Below are 19,580 nucleotides of genomic sequence, written 5' to 3'. Positions count from 1 at the left end.
AGAAAACGTTAGGGCAGTGGAAAAATGATGACATAGGCCAAGGCAACGCAACGCACTTTCGGCATCGCTCAGAACCGTATGGATGGCGCAATTAATCGATTGTTAACTGATTTCGCGCTTCATCTGGCGTTGCTAAAAAAGCATCATTTCGGGGACACATGGTCAGAAAAATCCGCGACAAGGACATCCTGTTGCGAAGGGAGCCGACATCGTCCTTTACCATTGGTCAGATGTCCGCCGGCGATCTACCGGATTCGCGGATTGGACGGTTGCTTGTTTATTGGAAAGAGAAGTGGACCGGGAATGCTTTGCCCGGGCGTCAGCATATCGATCCGCTGGATATGCCCGACCTGCTAAGCAATATGATTCTGGTCGATGTGCGCAGGGATACGGACTCTGTGCAGTTCCGGTTCCGCCTGTGCGGCACGGAGATTGTTCGGATCACCGGCCGCGACCTGACCGGCATGACCCTGGACGAGGCGCTGCCGGACGGTTACCGGGACTATATCCGGTTTCTCAATGAGCTGGTTGTCAGCGAAAAGGCGCCCGTCTTCTCGCGGACGCTTTTCCATGACAAGGCGAATTTTGCCAATGCCGAAACCTCCCGTATCCTGCTGCCCCTGGCCATGGATGGCGAGACTGTGGATATGATCCTCGTATATCAGCTGTTTCAGTATATGGACCAGCGTGACATCCAAGACACCTGGGATATACGAAAGCCGGAAACAGCGATCATCAATACTGATGACGTCAGGTTGGCTTGACCCAGCCGATTAATAGTCTTTTCCACGTCACTTGCGATTTGCACCAGCTCCGCGGCCAAGGCCAAACGTCTTGGCGAACTGATAGTGTACGTCTGGAGACAATTGACTGATTATGGGCGGCTTCAGCCCCGCTCCAAGGAGCCGGCCAGGAAAGCGCCCGAACACTGCCTGCATCCCCCTGGAACCTTGTTTGCCGTTCTAGGACTTCCACTCTCCGCGCCGCGCCTATGGATTCGGACCCAGCCATACATAAATTGGCACCGAGGCGCAGGTGATTTCCGTTTGACGGTGCGATTCTCACGATGTGGAAATTGACGGCCCGTATTTCGTAACCCCCATTGCCGTTACACCTGTCGGTGATCGCTTCTCGTTGCATGCTCCCGTGAGCGTGTCCCTCTACCCTCAATGCAGCCGGCGCACACCCCTTCCTTGGCAATGAGCCGGCGCCGTCACTGTTCAGGAGATGATGCCGGCTGTTAAAGGCCAGGCTGCGTAGTTGCTAAGCTCTTTGCGAGCCCTGCCGGACCAAGAGCGGGAAGAGCTTCATAGCCCTCCCAAGCGTCATCGACACGTTTAACGCTATCAGGTTGCCTTCAGCCTCTAGCCTGCGCATTGGGCTGGGCTTCATCTTCCCCATTTGTCTGACGCCGGAGAAGATCGATCTCTAACGGGGAGGGGGCATGAGGGTCATCTTGGATGCGTTGGCCAACGCGCGTAGTTCGATCGGCTGAACTGGCACGAGAGGCTGCGCTGCTCAATCCGGTTTCCTATGCTTTGGCGCGCGCAACCTTAGGTGGTGTGCTTGGTTTGGCCAGGCCTGACGGAACTGGACCCTGTTTCTGATGGCGTCAGACAAATAACGTCTTCCGGCATAGGAATTTCTTAGGCGTTTCGTAGAAACGTCAATGTATAAGCCGATGTATATAGGGAAATATCCACCCGGATAAATTGATGGACATTTTCATGCGGGACTGCTCCCGCGCGTATAATAATCATCGTTGTAATTGATCGCGGGAGCATTTGATGTTGGATAAAGAAGCCAAGCAGCGTTTTGCCGAGGATCTGGAGCGGTTGATGGACCTTTCCGGAAAGCCCAGAAAGGAGATCGCAGTGGCCTTGGGGTATGACAACGCCAACGTCATCAGCATGTTCAAGAAGGGCACAACGAAGGTGCCGTTCAACAGGATACCGGCGCTGGCCAAGGTTCTGGAAGTCGATCCCAAGTGGCTCTTCTTCCGGGCGATGAAGGAATATGAGCCGGAGCTGATCGAGGTGATCACCGAAATCTATGGCCAGATCATCACCGACAATGAGCGTCGGCTGCTGGAGGTGGTCCGGGAGGAAACGGAGTTTCAGAATCCGCGCCTGGACGCCGAAAGAGAGCAGGAGCTTCGCCAGCTTCTGCACAAATGGCGGATGAAGGACGAGGTTGAGCTTCTGAATCGCGGCGGAAACGTCAGCCGGTGAGGGGAGAGACGTTTTATCTTCGCCTGAAGTGCCGTTTTAAGCCTTGTTTTGATGTTTTGGCTCAGTTTCTGCCATTTTCTGACGTTCGCCGGCCAAACTCGATGCTGAGGTTTCATCTTCTTCGAGGGGGCCCGGCGGATTAGCACAAATCCCCCCGGCAGGAACAGAACAAGCAAAATCACACACAGAAGCGTGATTCGCCCATTCCGTCCCTGCCGAGAGGATTGCTCTGCCCGTGTGGCTCAAGCCTGGCCCGCAACCTAGCCGCTCTACCTGCGGCAACCCAGCGGCGTCCATTACTGGGTCGTAAGCTGCAAATCCCGTCCCCCTTGCGGGGGCGCACGCGGTTACCAGGGGTGCTAATCCTGGAGCCCTGCTTTCAGCCGGCCATCAACCTCAAGCAGGAGGAGGCGCGGCGAACCCGCCTCCATCTTCAAGGGCCCTCTTTCATACGTTGCCGTATCCGGCGGGCACCAGAGCCACTGATTTTCCGGTCGCGTCTGACGCGCTCATGCTGCCGGTCTTCGTCCCGGCGGGCGTGAGATTTGAATGTCAGATATGTCGCCTGCACAGGTAGGTGCAGGTGATGCGATCCCCGGGAGCGGCCCCTTCGCCACTTTATGAGGGCATGGTCGAATTGTAACCAATAGCTTACCGGAATTCAAGCGGCCTTCCGCGATGTCACGGCATTTTCAGAGTTTTTTTTTTAGCCTAGCGGCGCTCCGGGGCGCGGGCACCATAACCCAAGAGATAGCGTGCCGTCGGCGAGAAGCGCTTCGCCGCTTCCGGGTCGAGCGTCGCCGTGAAATCGGTGAATCCGCGCACCCAGGAGCGGTTGTAGTTGATGATGAGCGCCCGGCGCGGCCGGTCGGTGCTGTTCGGGCCGGAACGGTGCCAGGTGTTGGACAGCCACAGCGCGACAGAACCGGCTGGGGCGGTCAGCGCCACCTCGTCCGGCAGCGGATCGCTGGACCAGGGCGGGGATCGCCGGCTCCTGTGGCTGCCGGGTACGATTCGGGTCGCTCCGTTGTGCTCGGTGAACTCGTCCAGCAGCCACACCGTCTGCAGGGTGAGCGCGAACTCCGGCAGCGGCTCGGGGATCTGGCCCAGCGGCGCATCGACATGCCAGGAGCCGCCACTGGTGCCGGGACCGATGCTAGTCGCCTGATAATCATGCAAAGTGCAGTCGTCGCCCATCAGCCGGCGGGCGACCGCAAGGACCTGCGGATGCTCGGCAGCGCCGATCAGCTCCGGCGCCTTGTTGGGAATTTGCCAGACACGCTGCGAGCGGTCCTGATCGAACATCGTCGGCAGGTGGATGAAGGATTTGGCGATCTTGGGGTAGGGGGCTGGCCAGCCGGTATCGAGATCGCGCTGTCGGTCATGGCGCACCCGGGCGAGGATGCGCCCGATCTCCGCCTCGCTGACCGTGTAGTGGCGGCGGTAGTAATCGGCGATGGCCTCATCTTCGGCGCTGGTGGTGCCATCCTCCGGCGCATAGGGGTGCTCCCGCTCATCCGCCATCAGCGCGTTGATCCGCCGGCGATAGGTCTCCAGCATGTCGGCGGGCATGATGCCTTCCATCACGGCATAGCCGTCCTGCTCGAGCTGGTCCGCCGCGCGGGCTACAAGCGCCGCATCATGCTGCATGATCGTTCTCCTCCCGATGGGGCCGGTCTGTCGAAGCGCCGCCCTTAGCCTCCATTGTCCGGGGCGGAAGGGCAGATCGCAAGCCCGTGGGGGAGGGGAACCGTGCGGAACCGCCGCACCTTGCGCCGCTATCGGCGGTAACGCGCTTATCGCGAAATGCGACTATCGCATTGATTTAAAGGGGTTTTTCTGAGTCCGAGATTCGATGGGCAGCATGAAATACCCCTGTATCGCACGCAGAAGCTCGCTGGCGGGTTCTGGACGATTTCTGCTGTTACGGCATAGCAAAAACTCTGACGCCCGCCAGCGACGCTTACAGGGCGTTTTTGCGTTGAGCAGCTTCGTTTCTTGGAGAGGCTGAAACCTATATCTGACAGCAATGCCATCCGCATGTCATGAGCCGCCGGGTCTTACGGAGGGATCAGGAGCCGGCAGCGCAGGCTGTTTCGGGTGCCTGGCGACCATGCTGATAGCAGAGCTGCTGAGTTCCTTTGCCCGTAAGGTGCTGCTTCTTGAGGAACTGAACCTCGTAGAGGCGCATCCAGCCGTGCGAGAGGCCATCGACCAGCGTCGAGTCCGTCTGCAGCTGGCTGCCGATATAGTAACGCGAGCGTGCCGTACGCGGGCCGATGGGCGTTGTAACCTTTGTCGTCAGCGCGCCGAGCGTTCCATCCGCCTGGATGACGTCCGCGATCGTCAGCGTCGGCCCCTCCGGCTTTCCCGCCCGGTAGTTCATGGACCCCACGGCGTCGTTGCTGAACAGCCGCTGCCCGCTCGCATTGAGACTGTCGATACGGCCCGAGTGGAGAAGTTCGCCCTCAAGCAGGCCGTCGCGCATCGTTCCCTCTACCCGACGAATCTCGATGGTCGTTGACGCCAAATCGCCTGAACCTTGTACACGCTCGAAGCGTCCCACAGCCACGAAGTCGCCTTCGGGCCTGCCGTCGCGGCATTCGCCCTCGACCAGAACGGCCTCGACCAGCCTTACCCGCGGCTGTATGGACGGCGGCAAGGGGGCGGCATTCCGCGCAAATTCGGGCTCTGTCATGCCGGTGGCGATGCGCCAGCGCAGATCGTTTGTGAGCGGGCAATTGAGGGCACCGTCAGTCGAGAGCAGCGCCTCGCGCCCGGCCTGGAAGGCCGACTTGCGCGCCATCAGCTTGTCCTGCATTGCGCGCAGGCCGGAATCCGTCAGGTCGGGGAGCTCGCGTGTCGCGGGATGGAGCTTTGTGTCCGCGACCAGGTTGCCCAGCACGTCCATGTAGTATGGACTTTGAGCGCCGCCAGAAGGGGGCGTTGCTTTGGGCTCTTGCTGCACTGGGCTGGGCATTGCCGTCTGGGGGGCCTGCTGGGTTGGACTTGGCATCGGTACGCCGAACAGCTGCCCGGGTTTAGGCGGCGCATGGCGGGACATGATCAGGCCTTCCATGGGGTTGTTCGGATCCTGAACGCAACCGACGAGCCAGAGCCCCGCCATGATCAAAATCGCACCTCGCAGCATCCCAATTCCCCCAATCGAAATTCTAGCCGTTGATATTGGCAGCTACCTGGCACCCGATTTTACCTCGGCGCATAGAACGCAGACCGACACTGCAGCCAGGGCGCCCTGCAGACATATGCCTGAAGTAGCTTTCGCCTTAATTGTAGCGTTGCCTGATTTTGCCGTGACTGCAACTCCTGGCATTAATGCGCTTATCGCGAAATGCAATTATCGCATTGAAGAAAAAGACTTTTTTCAGAATTCAAAGCTCAATGCACAGCGCGTAATGCCCTTGTATCGCGCCCAGAAGCCCGCTGACGGCCTCTGGGCGTTTTCGCTGTGCCCCGGACATTGCAAAAGACCCAGCGCCCGCCAGCGACGCTTACAGAGCGTTTTGTATATTAAGATTTCAGGTGGGGCTGGCGAAGCGGACTCAAGCCGATCGCATTGCCCTTGCGCGGTGTTTATGCGTTGGCATCCGCAACAAGCTTGGTCCGCTTTCGGACCGCCGCGCTGACCGACGCGATCAGCTGTTCCGGAAAACCGGGTGGCAGTGATTCCATGACCGTATCGGTCCGTCCGACTGCGGTATCGGCAATCTCCTCGAAGAGGGCACGCATCAGCGGCATGCCGACGCCTGCCAGTTCAGCAGTCTGCAGGAAGTGGCGCGGTATAATGTCGTCGACCTGATAGTGACGGTTCTTGCCGACGGACATGGCGAGCTTGAATTTCTTCTGCTGGATCTGCCCGGCATCGAGGCTTGGCTGTGCGGTCAGCACGTCATAGAGCGGCGTCAAATGGAAGCGTCCGCCGGGGCCGAGCGTGATACTGAAATTCTTTGCGTGGCCGTCGGTGGCGCCCAGCATCCAGAACAGGATGCAGGCGCGCATGAAGGTGGCAATGTCCTGCTCTGGCGTATCGCTACCTTTGAGAAGCTGGATGATGTCGCGCATGCCGGGCCCGCCTTCGGACAGGTATTTCCGCGTGGGCGGCACGGAGAGCGCCTGGCAGATATCTTCTTGCGGCAGGCGCAGCAAGCGACCGTCCTTCGTCCAGCGGCGGTCAAAGCGCTCGATGATAAGGGTGCGGCGTCCGCCGAACTCAGCAATTTCGGTATGGGCGGCCGGCACGCCGAGGGCGGCGAGGAGCTTGAGGCAGAGATACTCGTTCTCAACGCTGTTCGAGAGATCGATGCCGTTTGGCAGCTGGCCGATCTGCGGCTTGAGGATATGGGTAGTGGCGCTGGTGCCAGCAGGTTTGAACCAATGTCCGTCTTTGCGCAGCAAGGCTGTCTTTTCCTGCGCGCCGGCGATCGAGATGCGGAAATCCTCATCCTCGCCCATGCCGAGCGGGGCGGCGGCAAGATTGTTGATGATGGCGGCGATGTCGTCGTCGGTGACCGGTTTGCCGTCGCTGGCGCCGGGCTTGCCCGGATCGGCGCCGTCGGGGAGGAATTGCAATGCGCCGACGCAGTCATGGCCAAGGGCGGCCAGCAGGCTATAGGCATCCGTGCCGCCGGCGCCGACGCGCTCGGCGACGCGCTTGCGGATGCCGTCGCTGTCAGGAAGCAGATTGTCGAAGACGTTGATGACCGGTGCGCCGATATAGCGGTCCTCGCGTAAGGGCAGGGAGAGGGAGATCGGGAACGTGTTCTCCCAGGTGAGCCAGTCTTTGGCGTACTGGAAATCGATGGCCCCGGTGGATTCGCGGCGCAGACTTCCGACGAGGCGGCTGTTCAGGAAAACATTGAGCGGGGCGTGGACCCGCCGGCGCGTCATCAGAACATATCCTCGATATCGGCGACACTTGCCTTGCTTCGGCGGCGGACGACGAGTTCGAGGTCGAGAGCGGAGAGCGCGGCCATCAGCGTGCGCAGTTGCACGGCAGGCTCACCAGCCTCAAGGCGGGAGACGGTGCCTTGACGCAGGTGGATATGGTCGCCGAGCGCGCCTTGCGTCAGGCCGGCCTGTTTGCGGGCACGGCGCAGGATAGCGCCGAGCTGCTTTTCGTTTCGGGCGATCTGGTCGGTCATGAGCACCTCCACTCGCAATATACGCAAGGGCGTATAAAGAATCAATATACGAGCTTGCGTATATCGTATGAATATACGCATACGCGTATTCATTGGGCGAGGATGTGTCGCGTCTGGAGGACTACAAGAAGCGCTTATCACGAAATGCAACTATCACATTGATTAAAAGGGGTTTTCTGAATCTGTGGGTCGATGGGCAGCATGAGACGCCCCTGTATCGCACATAAAAGCGCACTGACGGGCTCTGGGCGATTTCTGCTTCACGCATAGCAAAAACTCTAACGCCCGCCAGTGACGCTTACAGAGCGTTTTTCTTAAATGAAGTATCAGGTGGGGTTGGCAAAGCGGGCCGCTTGTAAGCAAGCAGACAAAGCTCGATAGTGAGAGCCATACTTCCGGCGCAGAAAGCCGCCCATGGCTTCGTCAATGTCCGCCCCTGGTACGCCTGATGACTTTGGCCATCGCTCCGACGGTGCCACGCCGTCCGATGGTGTCCAGAACCTGAAGGAGCGGCTGGAAGCCACGATCCAGGCGCTGGTCGAGAAGGACATGGAGGTCATCGAGGCCTATACCCTGCTGAATCTCATGCTGGTCGGCGGGCGGCCAAGGCCCCAAGCGCTTCTCGGCAAGCTGCAGTCGGGCGAGCTGATCGCCCCGGTCGATCTCGATCTCGAGCCGATCCGCGACTACCTTACCGACCGTCAGCTGCGCAAGCTGTCGCGCGTGCTCGTCCGCTACCGCGAGCTGCGCGAGGATTTCGCCAGCTTCGTGGGCAAGATCGTGCGCACCGGCAAGGTCGCCAAGGGCCAGCACCGGCGGATTTCCGGCGAGGTGATGGATTTCCTCGAATTCACCGAGGAGGTGAAGACCGAAACCTGGGATCTGTTCGCCGCCACCGACACGCTGACCGGGCTGATGAACCGTCCGGCGCAGGCCCGCATCTTCGAGGAGGAATGCCGCAAGGCACGACGCCGCGGCAGCCCGTTCTGCCTGGCGCTGATCGATGCCGACAATTTCAAGGCCATCAATGACAATCATGGCCATGACGCCGGCGACGCGGTGCTGGTGGCCATCGCCAACCGGCTGGATGAGGGCATCCGGGCCTTCGACCACATCTTTCGCCATGGCGGCGAGGAAATCCTACTGCTGCTGCCGCGCGTGACCCGGCGCGATGCGGACCGGATGATGGAGCGCCTGCGCAAATGCATCGCCGATACGCCGGTGCGGCTGCCCGACGGGACGGAGATCACCGCCACCGTCTCCATCGGCTACAGCCTGCTCGGAGATGAACCGGATATCACCATCGACACCGCCCTGCAGACGGTCGATGAGGCGCTCTATCAGTCGAAGGAGGCTGGGCGGAACCGCTGCACCTTCCGGCGGTACCGGCGATAACGCAACTATCGCGTAATGCGATTATTGCATTGATTTCAAAGCGTTAATCCGTTCTCGGTCAGCGCTTCTCAACGTAGAATGTCCCTGCATCGCACACAGAGGCTCACTGGCGGGCTCTGGACGATTTCTGCTGTCGTACATTGCAAAAGACTCAGCGCCCGCCTGTGACGCCTATAGAGCTTTTTTGCTTGCCGGAGTCGGCCGCTTCCGACGATAGCTGCCGGGGCCAGGCGACCAGGTGCCGGAGGGATATTCGCAAAGCTCCCATTCGGATTCACGGGCGCGCCGGATCACATCTAGGACCTTTGATGAAGATGCGCGGGGAGCTGAAGCGGGCACCGGTTTCTCCGGCGCATCCTTCGCGCCGGAAATATCGGCAGAGGTGGAGGAGGGGGATAACCGCTCCGTGCTAGCAGGCGCTGAACCAGATTCAAAGCTGGGATTGACCTCTATCGCCGATGCCCGAACGTCATCAGCGGATTCGTTGCCGCCAAGATAATGGGATTGGGGCACGCGCCAGCAATCCAGACCCGCATCGAGGGAGATGAGCTTGGGCCGCTTCCGGCGCCGGGTCGGCGTCCGCGAAGATTTGGGATCGGGAGAGGCGTACCTGCGAGCCGCCGCTGACGACCCGGCAGGAGCAGCAACCGAAGAATCAGCGCTGCGTTTCCGCGTCGATGTAACGGGCTCCTCCACCAGCTCCCGAGAACGCAAGGCTTTCAGGCGAGGCAGGTGCTTCATGTAGCGCCGAAGCTGCTCGGTGCTATATCGGCCACCAGTGCCGGTCTTGTGGCCATGATTGTTCAGCCATTCTGCAATCCGGCCAAGGGAGATGGCCTTCCCTATTGGCGTTTCGTCGAGGAGGGCGCGAATGGCGCGTTCCATGTCCGGGCCGCAATCGAGAGCGTCTTGGCGTTGACGATCTGCACGGGTTTCGTGGCCCTTTCCCCGACCCTTCTCCAAGTTGCCCAAGCGGATATGGTCCTTGCCACTAGCGACTAGCGCTTCCTGGCCTTTTCGTCCCATTTCGCGCAAATGAAGACCTTCTTTACGGGCCTTCATGGAGGCGACGACCAAGACGCTATCCACACTGCCGGATTCTGTAAGGCTGCGGTAACGTATATGGTGACTAAGCAGCCAGCCAATACTTTCAGGGTTTCGCGTCAGACGGTCATATTCCCAGACGACCACAGTCAGCCCCGTGGCTTTCGCGATCTCGACCAAGGTAGCCAACCCTTCGCGTTTGCGTTCTTTTCTGTCCGCCATCCCGCTTCCGTTCTCAGCGATCACGATAACGGGACGCATCCCTCTTTCTTTCATTTTCTTGAACGAGGGAGCCATCTTTGCGTGAACGCCGCTTTTCTCATCCAGCTTTCTTCCTCTTGAGCATCGCTCGTAAAGTATTACGAGCTTCTCTCCTTGGTGGGGGGAAGGTAGGTGTCTTTTGACACACTCGTGGAGCACCCCCTCCAGGTGCTTGTTTGGTGGCGGCAGATCGCGCCCGGCGAGGACTTCGTGGCCGAATGGGTGTAGCGCCACGCAGGACCAACTGGTTGGAAGGGGCATTTTTGCACCGCCGATGATTCGAAAACACTCGGCGCACGTGGTAAGCGATGGCTGATCTTTCAAGGAGGCTGTGATACGTTTTGTGGGGCCAAGATCGCTTGGTTCATGTTGACCAATATGTGCTGCGCGATGATCGTAAGCGCGCTTACGGACTGGTTTTAGCGCTGCTTGCCATCTATTCTTTCCGGCTAACGACGGGACCGCGCGGAGCTTAATTGCTACCGGTAGCTTCTAGAATCGCTTTAGCTGACTTCCTGGTGAGCAATTATTGTCCCTTAGGGTGGCTGTTTGCTGACTTTCCGGTTCAAGCACCAGCAGTGGGAAAGCAGACTTTCGTGCTTCGGCCGACTTCGTACAATCAAGCAAGGAGAGGGTTCCTAAATCACCTTCGACCATTGACGCCTTTGCTCTCTGGTTTCACGTTGAGTGAGGGGGAATAATCAGCGCCTGCAGTTATGCCGCCCAGCCATCTGATATTGGCGGCATTGCTACGTCGTCACCATCGATGGTTCTTGGAAGAGGGCCGGCAATAGGGGGGAATGATGGGACAGGATGAAACGGGGGCACCGGAAGAAGCGGCGACTCCTGATATGCTGGCGGCACTGGCCGCGCCACAGGTCGAACAGGCGGATACGCCCGAAGTGTTCCTCGCGACCCTGTCCGAGACCCTTAAGGCGTCGGACGATGTCGACGTCGATCTTGCCGGCATCCTGTCCGATCACCTGCTGACGGTCACGCCGCATGCCAATGCCGTAGCCAATGCCAAGGCCGCGATCGTCGCGCTCGCGGCGAAGCGCGTCGCACCAGTCGAGGAGCAGGCTGATGGCTGATCCGACGCTGTTTCACTCGCTGACGCTCGAAGGCTTCCGCGCCTATCTTCAGCCCAAGACCTTCGACCTCAGTAAGAAGCCGTGCCTCGCGATCTTCGCGCCCAACGGCCTCGGCAAATCGAGCGTCATCGACGCACTCGAGTTTCTGTTCTCCGAACATGGCACGCTCGAACGCCTCGGGCAGCGCACTTTGAACAACCAGGCCGGACCGCCCGCCCTCGTGCACAATGGCGCGCAGGCGGCGGGCATCGCGCCGATGGTCAAGTTCACCACGATCACCGGCAAGACGACGGTCGAGGGCAGCCGCACCGCCACCGGCAATCTTCGCCCGATCCATGCGGCCGCGACCGCGATGAAAGCCGGGTTCGTCGTCTCGCCGATCATCCGCGGCTATACGCTGCGCACCTTCGTTGAAACGCATAGTCCCGAGAACCGCTACAGCGACGTGGCGAGCTGGCTGCAGCTTTCACCGCTGGTGGAAGTGCAGAAAAACCTCCGTCTTCTGCGCCGCGATGTGAAGGCTGCTGCCGAGAGTACCACCGAACAGGTTCGCCTTGCCGGTCTGTTGCGGACGGAGACCGCACAGGCTGTTCAGGCGTGGGACGACGCGACCGTGCTCGGTTTCGTCAACGTGAGCGTCATCGCTCCGCTCGATCCCGAGTTAACGCTCGCAGCGCTCTCCGCCGAGGACGAGGGTTATATCGAGGTCGGCAATCGTGTTGAGGCGGAGGAAAAGCGGCTCGGTCTCGCCGGCCTCAAACAGATTCGTAATTCGCTCATCGCGCTGTGGCAAAAGATCGTCCCCGAGGACGGCGGCGACGCCAAATATTCGGGAGCCATCGAATCGTTCGATAAGGCGCTATCTGCGCTGGCCGACGCGAAGGCCATTGAGGTCGTTGAGCGCGACAAGGCGGCGGGCACGGTCTTCCGGTCAGTGTGGAAGGAAGCCGAGAAGCTGTTTGCCGACGACGCGACCGCGCCCGACGCATGCCCGGTATGCGCCACGGCGATCGGTGACACTGCCGCCGGAAGCGTGCCCGCCATCCGCGATCTCCTGATGACCCATCTCGAGGACCTGCAAAGCTACAACGACGCGAAGACCGCGCTGGACAATGCCGAGACCGCCGCCAGCCAGGCGCACAATCGGCTCGTGGCGCGTCTTCCCGCGATGATCGAGCATTTGTCCGATGACGATGGCGACGGATTCAAGACCGCGCTCATCGCCTACCAAGCCGGCGTTGGCGGATGGCCGACCGTTGACGCGCCCGATTCCGCCGCCATCGTCGCCGAGTTGGAGACGCGCCTCTCCGACCTTGATCATGAGATCGCCGACATCGAGGCGAAACAGGGCGAGCATACTTGGGTCAAGGTCAAGGCCAGCATCGACCGGCTGCTTAATCTCCAAAAGGATGTGGCGTTGGCAACCCGCACTACCGAGCAGTTGACCACGCTGCACGAAGCGCTCGTCGCGCAGGCCACGCTCGTCTCGGGCAAAATCCGGGAGAAGGTCCAGTCGCTCCTCGACACGCTTCAGGTGCCGATGAACGACATTTACAAGGAGATCCAAGGCGCCAACGCCAAGCCGATCCGACTTGAACTGCCTGGTGAGGACGACACCAACCAGCAGCGCATGCAGCTAGTGATCGATTTTGCGGACAATCGTCAAAACGTCGCGCCGGGCGGCTATCTCAGCGACTCCCAGATCCATTCGGTCGCGCTCGCGCTGCGCCTCGCGGCGATCAAGAAGTTCAATAGTGCCGCACCGGTGATTGCGCTGGACGATGTCGTCACATCCTATGACGCCGATCATCGCCGCGCGATCGGTGCGCTGCTCGCGAAGATGTTCACGGACTGCCAGATCATCCTCGCCACCCATGACGAACGTTTCTTCAATCATCTGAAGGACCAGCTCGCAGCGAAGGACTGGCAGTTCACCCGCATCATCGGACTTGATCCGGCGTTTGGGCCCCGCTTCGCCGACCACAAGGTCACCGATGAGATGATCGCCGATCGCTGGGCCAAGGGAGAATCCGCCGCCAACGAGATGCGTCAAGCGGAGGAGGAATGGCTGCTGGGCATCGCCCGCGGGTTCGGCGTCAATGTCCGCATCCGACAGCTCGAAAAGGCCTATTCTTACGAGCGTGCCGAGCTGGCCTCGGCGATCGGCGGCTTCCTTGGCGACCTCAAGCTGACTCCCGCTGATGTGCCGGGCGTGAACAACCGCTTCATCACCAGCCTTATCAAAGGCGATATTGAGAATTTCGGAAGCCACTTTCAGGACGCCCCCTATGGCGACGGCTCGATTGGGGACGAGCAGACGCGGTGGGACGAGTTCAAGGCGTTCCGCCAGCAGTTCGAATGCGTGTGCGGTCGCACCAAGTATCAGCGGCCGTTCGGCCTTAACAAGCCGGTGTGTGCGCATGATAAATGCGAGACCCAGTTCGCGTTTAAGCCGCCTGTGGCGGGAGCAACTGCAGCCGAAACGGCGGTCACATGATGGGAGTGCATGAAATATCGCGACTAAGCGTCATCTATTGCGCGGTGGCCACGTGACAATCGTGGCCGGCCAAACCGAACCTGCGGTGACGAATGTGCGTTGCGCGCATGGCCCGTGGGGCGACCTTGCACTTCATACGATCGGTTGGCGCGCCTTCCAGGATCTCTGCTCTCAAGTTTGCGAAGTGGTTCTGGGCCGCCCGGTGGAAATATTTCGCGAGGCGCAGGACGGCGGTCAGGACGCGGTATTTCTCATCCCTTCGCCAAGCAATGAGCAATTCATCGGCACGGTCCAGTGCAAGCATACCTCGGATGCCGGAAAGGCGCTCAAGGTCGGCGACCTCTCCACTGAGATCGGTAACGTCGAGGAACTCGTTAAAGCTGGCCAGGCGGACACCTACGTCTTCATGACCAACATGAGTATGGATGCGCCAGTTGCGGCCGCCATGCGGGCCAAGCTGCGCGAACTCGGCGTGCGAAAGCCCCACATCCTGGGCCGCCAATACATCGTCCGGGTCATTAGGAGCAGCACACGACTGCGCGCGCTCGTCCCGCAGGTCTATGGCCTGGGAGACTTGACCTCGATCGTCGACGAACGGCTGAGCGAACAGAGCCGGGCGCTGCTCGACGGCTGGATTCCGAAGCTTCGCACCTATGTTCCGACGCGGGCGCATCGCGACGCGGTCAACGCCATCTCGGAACATGGCGTGGTGCTTCTGCTCGGCAATCCGGCAAGCGGCAAGTCGGCGATCGGCGCAATCGTTTCGACGATCGCTTCGGAGAATCCGGACAATACCGTCCTTGCCCTGACCAGCCCGCGCGATTTCGAGGCAGGCTGGAATCCCAACGATCCCGGTCGCTTCTTCTGGATTGACGACGCCTTCGGTTCGAACGTGCTGCGCGACGATTACGTGCAGGACTGGACGTCGGCTTTCTCGAAGCTGCGCGCGGCGATCAAGCACGGCAACCGCTTCCTGCTGACTTCGCGCAAGCATATCTATGAGGCAGCTCGGCGCCGGCTGGGGCAGCGCAATCTTGCGCAATTCGCCGATGGCAGCGCCGTTGTCGACGTCGGTGATCTGACCTTTGAAGAGAAGGCGCAGATCCTCTATAATCACATCAATTTCGGCGAGCAGAGCCAGAGCTGGCGTTCAAGCGTCAAGCCGCACCTCGAAGCGGTCGCCGCCGTTGACGATTTCCTCCCTGGAATAGCCGAAAGGCTTGGCGATCCGAACTTCACTAAGGGACTGGCGCCTCGCGAGAGTTCGCTCGTGCGCTTCATGGAGGAACCGACCGAGCACCTTGTCGACACGGTCAGCGCTCTGGACGAGCAGCTCCAGGCCGCGCTCTATCTCGTCTACGTCCATCAGGCCGGCTTCGATCCGAACGATCATGATGCCGGCGCCGCCGAAGCAGTGGCGGAATTGACCGGTTTCAGTTTGGCTAGAATCCAGGATTGCTTTGCCGAGTTGAAGGGCTCGTTCCTAAAACGGTCCGGCGCCAGATGGACCTTCGCGCATCCGACAATCTCCGACGCCTTGACGGAGATTCTGCGGCAAAAGCCGCACATGATGGCTGCGCTCATCCGCGGCGCACCAATCGACACGATCCTCGGCAGCTTCACCTGCGAGGGTTCGCCGCTCATTCGCGACGCCCTCGTGATTCCGTCCACGCTCGACGACGCGCTGGTCGCCCGGCTCAGCCGCACGCCCGATGAGACGCATCGCAACTGGATGCTCTTTCACTTCCTGTCCTACCGGGCCAGTGATGCGGTCTTCGTCAAGGTGATCAGGCAGTTTCCTGACCTGCTTCCACGGTTCTGTTGGCAGACGGATCCTGTTATCAACGATCCCCGTTTTCAAGCCTACGCCCGCGCCCATCAATTCGGCCTGCTGCCGGATGGCTTGCGGCGCGAGGCAGCTCGCAGCCTCGAATCAATCGCGCTCTCCGACCTCGATACGTCGTTCTTCGCCGATGAGGCGATGCTCGCGCTCATACCGCCGATTTCCCTCATCGGCCTCGGCTTGGCGCTGCGAACAATCCTGTTGCCAGCCCTTGAGGAGAAAATCGGCGAGATCGCTGCGGACGCCGACCTAGACGAGGAGCCCGACAGCCACTTCAAGAAATTGCTCGGTGCTCTCGAATGTGTCGAAGAGATGGGCGTCGGTCTGGATGACGACGCGGTCAGCTTGATCGACGACGCGCGAGATCAGGTAAAGCGCGCAATCGAAATGCTTGAAGAGCGCAAGCGGGAGCGGGATGAGGAAACCGACGACGATACGGACTGGACCCACATCGTGACGCAGAAGATGGCGGAGCCGTCCTCGACCGATGCTGCTGCCGTAAAGCGCTCGATCTTCGACGACGTAGATAAGTGACGACGATTATCTGCCGCAATCGGCTCGAATCGCAAACTGTCGGATAGGTCAGCGGCGTGCCCCACCTGATTTCATGTCCGCTTCTAGGATTGCCCCCGACGAGCCGAACGGCGGCAATTAAGCGCGAAGCGGTCATTCATAAGCCGCCCGGACGTTGCATCAGCTTATCGCGCCAATCATGAACCTTGGCGCAAGCTATACCGCCAGCCGGCTGCCCTCCCATTATCTGCTCCTGCCCCCTTGACTCCGTCGCCTGCCGGTGCAGAGTCAGATATGGAACATTTCATGAACAATTGAGCTTTCGCCAGCACCATGCCTGACGCTGCTGCCGACCTGTCCGCCCTGCGTCGGCGCCTCCGGGCGCTGGAGCGGGGTGGTGCCGTCACAGAACGGCCGGCGGTGAAGCTGGGCGATCCGGCGCTGGATGCGGCACTGCCCTGGGGCGGGTTGGCGCGCGGCGGCGTGCACCAGCTGGAGGGGCTCGCCGGCGAGGCTTCGGTGTCGGGCTTCGCCGCCGGGCTGGCCGCGCGCTATGCGGGACCGGGGGGCCGGGTGCTCTGGCTACGGCTGCGCCGCGACCGGCAGGAGGCGGGCCTGCCCTATGGGCCGGGGCTCGCGCGCTACGGGATTGCCCCTGATCGGCTGATCCTGGCAGAGGCCGATTCGGCGGCGGCGCTGCTCTGGGCGCTGGAGGAGGCGCTGCGCTGCGGTGCGCTGTCCGTGGCGCTCGCCGAGGGGGTGGCGCCGGACCTCACCGCCTCGCGCCGACTGCAGCTGGCGGCGGAAGCCTCGGGTGTGACGGCGCTGCTGGTCTCGCACGGAGCTGCTCTGGTGCGCTCAGCCGCGCTGACCCGCTGGCGGGTGGCGGCGGCCCCGTCGCCGGCGGGTGTGCATCGCCCGCGCTGGCAGGTGGAGCTGCTGCGCTGCCGGGGCGGAAAGCCCGGTTCCTGGATGCTGGAGTGGGAGAATGCGGCGCTGGGTTTCACTGTGGTTCCCGCACTGGCCGGCCGAGCACTGGCGCAGGCCGTCTGATGCTGGGTCCCGCCCGCTGGCGCTGATTGCTCCGGAGCAGGGCGGCTTGCGCGTGGCTGCCGTCGATGCACTGGCGGCGGCGGAGGGGATTGCCCCCGGCCTGCCCATCGCCGATGCCCGCGCTTTGCTGCCCAGCTTGCAGGTGCGCGAATCCGATCCGCGCGCCGATGCCGGGGCGCTGGACCGGCTCGCCCACTGGTGCAGCCGCTATACCCCCATCGTCGCCAGGGACGGACCGGACGGGCTGCTGCTCGACATCACCGGCTGCGCCCATCTGTTCGGCGGCGAGGCGGCACTGCTGGCCGGGCTGACGCAGCGGCTGCAGGGCTTCGGACTCACCGTAAGGGCGGCGCTGGCCGATACGCCGGCGGCGGCCTGGGCCTGGTCGCATGCCGGGCCGGGCGGCGTGCTGCCGGAAGGATCGTCCCGCACCGCGCTGGCGCCGCTGCCGGTCACCGGGCTGCGCCTGCCCGATGCGCTGACGGGCGAGCTGATGCGCATGGGGCTGCGCCGTATCGGCGATCTGCTGGACCTGCCGCGCGCACCGCTGGCCGCCCGGTTCGGTGAGGCGCTGACAAGGCGGCTCGACCTGCTGCTGGGGCGGGAGGCGGAACCCATCGCGCCGCTGCATCCGACGGCACCTTTCCGCAGGCACCTCGCCTGCGCCGAGCCTATCGCCACCCGTGCGGATATCGACCGGGGGCTGGCGCATCTGCTGGAGCGGCTGCTGGGCGATCTCGACCGTGCCGGCCAGGGGCTGAGGCGCTGCGCCTTCTCGGTCTTCACCGTCGATGGCGGGGTGCAGCAGATCGAGATCGGCACTGCCAGGCCGAGCCGCGACCGCTGGCATCTGCTGCGCCTGTTTGCCGAGAAGCTGGAACGGATCGATCCCGGCTTCGGCATCGAGGCCATGCTGCTGGAGGCACCGCTGACAGAGGCGCTGCCCCCGGCGCAGACCACTCTCGATGGTGGCCAGCAGGAGGCGGAGGAGGCCGCGCTGGCGCAGCTGGTGGATCGGCTGCAACAGCGGCTGGGCCGCCAGGCGGTGGTGCGGCTGGAGTCGGTCGAGAGCCATATCCCCGAACGCGCCGTCACCGTAATGCCAGTGTTCGCCCCGCCGGGCCCGCAGGGCAAGGGTGACTGGATGGCGGAGCAGCCCAGGCCGGTGCGGCTGCTGCCGAGCCCGGAGCCGATCGAGGTGACCGCCATGCTGCCCGACGAGCCGCCGCTCACCTTCCGCTGGCGCAGGGTGCTGCACCGGGTCGCGCTCACCGAGGGGCCGGAGCGCATCGCCCCGGAATGGTGGCAGGACCGGGCCGGCACCAGGCTGCGCGACTATTACTGGGTCGAGGACAAAGAGGGCCGCCGCTACTGGCTGTTCCGCGAGGGTGCCTATGGCGGGGACCGCGCCCCGCGCTGGTACATGCACGGGCTGTTCTGATGTATGCCGAGCTGCAGGTGACCAGCAATTACAGCTTCCTGCGCGGCGGCTCGCACGCAGCGGAGCTGGTGGCGCGTGCCGCCGAACTGGGCCATGCCGCCATCGGCATCGCCGACAGCAACACGCTGGCGGGGGTGGTGCGCATGCATGCGGCGGCGAAGGAGCACGGCATCCGCCTGGTAGTCGGCGCGCGGCTGGAGTTCCGCGATGCACCCGGCCTGCTCTGCTTCCCGCAGGACCGTGCGGCCTATGGCAGGCTCGCCAGCCTGCTGACGCTGGGCAAGCGCCGCGCCCCGAAGGGGGAGTGCCATCTCGATTTCGCTGATCTTGCCGCCCATGCCGAGGGCCAGCAGCTGGTGGCGATCTGCGAGGGTAAGCCTGATACCGGGTTCGCTGATCACCTGCGCGCCCTGAAGCGGCTGGTGGGGAACCGGCTGTCGCTGGCCGCCTGCCATCTCTACCGGGGCGATGACCGGGCGCGGATCAGGGCGCTGGGCGATCTTACCGATGCGGTCGGCGTGCCACTGTTGGCGACCAACGATGTGCTCTATCATGCGCCGCAGCGCCGGCCGCTGCAGGATGTGCTGACCTGCATCCGTTATGGCTGCACCATCGATGAGGCCGGCGCCCGGTTGCTGGCCAATGGCGAGCGCCATCTGAAGGACCCGACCGAGATGGCCCGGCTGTTCCGCGACCGGCCCGAGGCGCTGCGCCGCAGCCTGGAGATCGCGGAGGCCTGTACCTTCGATCTCGGCGATCTGCGCTATGAGTATCCCGCCGAGCCGGTGCCGCCGGGCGAGACCGCCCAGAGCGCGCTGGAACGGCTGACCTGGGAGGGCGCGGCCCGGCGCTATGCCGATGGCGTGCCGGACAGGGTGAAGGCGTCGCTGGCGCATGAGCTGGCGCTGGTCGCGCAGCTGAGCTACGCGCCATACTTCCTGACGGTGGCTGACATCGTCGCCTTCGCCCGGTTGCGCAGCGACAAACAGGATGAGACTCAGCGACAATCAGGATGAGACGTTTCGGCGGGTGTGTGTCGCAGGGAGGGC

The 19,580-nt window shown here is 62.1% G+C and carries 14 protein-coding genes; 9 read left to right on the top strand and 5 right to left on the bottom strand.

What is annotated here, in order from left to right; genetic code table 11:
• Window positions 1-158: 158 nt before the first annotated feature.
• Window positions 159-764: a PAS domain-containing protein gene (locus tag BKM74_RS17820; protein ID WP_086467065.1), complete on the top strand. Its 606-nt coding sequence runs from the start codon at window positions 159-161 to the stop codon at window positions 762-764.
• Window positions 765-1,787: 1,023 nt separating this feature from the next.
• Window positions 1,788-2,231, top strand: a complete 444-nt coding sequence (locus BKM74_RS17815) for a hypothetical protein (RefSeq protein ID WP_086467064.1) — start codon at window positions 1,788-1,790, stop codon at window positions 2,229-2,231.
• Between the two features lie 711 nt (window positions 2,232-2,942).
• Here the strand turns inward: BKM74_RS17815 and BKM74_RS17810 are convergent.
• From BKM74_RS17810 to BKM74_RS17795, 4 genes are all read right to left on the bottom strand, one after another.
• Entirely contained in the window at window positions 2,943-3,881 is a 939-nt protein-coding gene (locus BKM74_RS17810; protein ID WP_086467063.1) for a phytanoyl-CoA dioxygenase family protein, read from the bottom strand.
• Window positions 3,882-4,302: 421 nt separating this feature from the next.
• Window positions 4,303-5,382: a hypothetical protein gene (locus BKM74_RS17805; RefSeq protein ID WP_086467062.1), complete on the bottom strand. Its 1,080-nt coding sequence runs from the start codon at window positions 5,380-5,382 to the stop codon at window positions 4,303-4,305.
• Window positions 5,383-5,825: 443 nt separating this feature from the next.
• Window positions 5,826-7,139 (bottom strand): type II toxin-antitoxin system HipA family toxin, encoded by a 1,314-nt coding sequence (locus tag BKM74_RS17800; RefSeq protein WP_086467061.1) that lies wholly within the window; start codon window positions 7,137-7,139, stop codon window positions 5,826-5,828.
• A complete protein-coding gene (locus BKM74_RS17795) occupies window positions 7,139-7,393 on the bottom strand; it encodes a helix-turn-helix domain-containing protein (RefSeq protein WP_086467060.1) in 255 nt (84 codons plus the stop codon). Before BKM74_RS17795 ends, BKM74_RS17800 begins: the two co-directional genes overlap by 1 nt.
• A gap of 426 nt (window positions 7,394-7,819) precedes the next feature.
• Here BKM74_RS17795 and BKM74_RS17790 point away from each other — a divergent pair, with 426 nt between their 5' ends.
• The gene (locus BKM74_RS17790) at window positions 7,820-8,788 is read left to right on the top strand and encodes a GGDEF domain-containing protein (protein WP_176342610.1); all 969 of its coding nucleotides are present in this window, start codon (window positions 7,820-7,822) and stop codon (window positions 8,786-8,788) included.
• Window positions 8,789-8,959: 171 nt separating this feature from the next.
• Here the strand turns inward: BKM74_RS17790 and BKM74_RS17785 are convergent, their stop codons facing one another.
• On the bottom strand, window positions 8,960-10,354 hold the full coding sequence (locus BKM74_RS17785) for a recombinase family protein (protein ID WP_086467058.1): 1,395 nt from the start codon (window positions 10,352-10,354) through the stop codon (window positions 8,960-8,962).
• Window positions 10,355-10,896: 542 nt separating this feature from the next.
• On the opposite strand from BKM74_RS17785, the gene BKM74_RS17780 reads away from it, so the two are divergent.
• The 6 genes from BKM74_RS17780 to BKM74_RS17755 all read left to right on the top strand — a co-directional run bounded on the left by BKM74_RS17780 (window position 10,897) and on the right by BKM74_RS17755 (window position 19,547).
• Window positions 10,897-11,184, top strand: coding sequence for a hypothetical protein (locus tag BKM74_RS17780; protein ID WP_140056121.1), 288 nt, complete (start codon window positions 10,897-10,899; stop codon window positions 11,182-11,184).
• Window positions 11,177-13,681: an AAA family ATPase gene (locus BKM74_RS17775; protein WP_086467056.1), complete on the top strand. Its 2,505-nt coding sequence runs from the start codon at window positions 11,177-11,179 to the stop codon at window positions 13,679-13,681. Before BKM74_RS17780 ends, BKM74_RS17775 begins: the two co-directional genes overlap by 8 nt.
• 52 nt (window positions 13,682-13,733) lie before the next feature.
• The gene (locus BKM74_RS17770) at window positions 13,734-16,058 is read left to right on the top strand and encodes an nSTAND3 domain-containing NTPase (protein ID WP_086467077.1); all 2,325 of its coding nucleotides are present in this window, start codon (window positions 13,734-13,736) and stop codon (window positions 16,056-16,058) included.
• Window positions 16,059-16,370: 312 nt separating this feature from the next.
• On the top strand, window positions 16,371-17,090 hold the full coding sequence (locus tag BKM74_RS17765; protein WP_086467055.1) for an ImuA family protein: 720 nt from the start codon (window positions 16,371-16,373) through the stop codon (window positions 17,088-17,090).
• On the top strand, window positions 17,026-18,531 hold the full coding sequence (locus BKM74_RS17760) for a Y-family DNA polymerase (protein ID WP_086467054.1): 1,506 nt from the start codon (window positions 17,026-17,028) through the stop codon (window positions 18,529-18,531). The genes BKM74_RS17765 and BKM74_RS17760 overlap by 65 nt, the downstream gene beginning before the upstream one ends.
• Window positions 18,531-19,547 (top strand): PHP domain-containing protein, encoded by a 1,017-nt coding sequence (locus BKM74_RS17755; protein WP_086467053.1) that lies wholly within the window; start codon window positions 18,531-18,533, stop codon window positions 19,545-19,547. Before BKM74_RS17760 ends, BKM74_RS17755 begins: the two co-directional genes overlap by 1 nt.
• Window positions 19,548-19,580: the final 33 nt, after the last annotated feature.

The sequence above is a fragment of the Oceanibaculum nanhaiense genome (genome assembly GCF_002148795.1).
Classification (GTDB): Bacteria; Pseudomonadota; Alphaproteobacteria; order Oceanibaculales; family Oceanibaculaceae; genus Oceanibaculum; species Oceanibaculum nanhaiense.
This window is presented reverse-complemented; position numbering and strand designations above follow the sequence as displayed.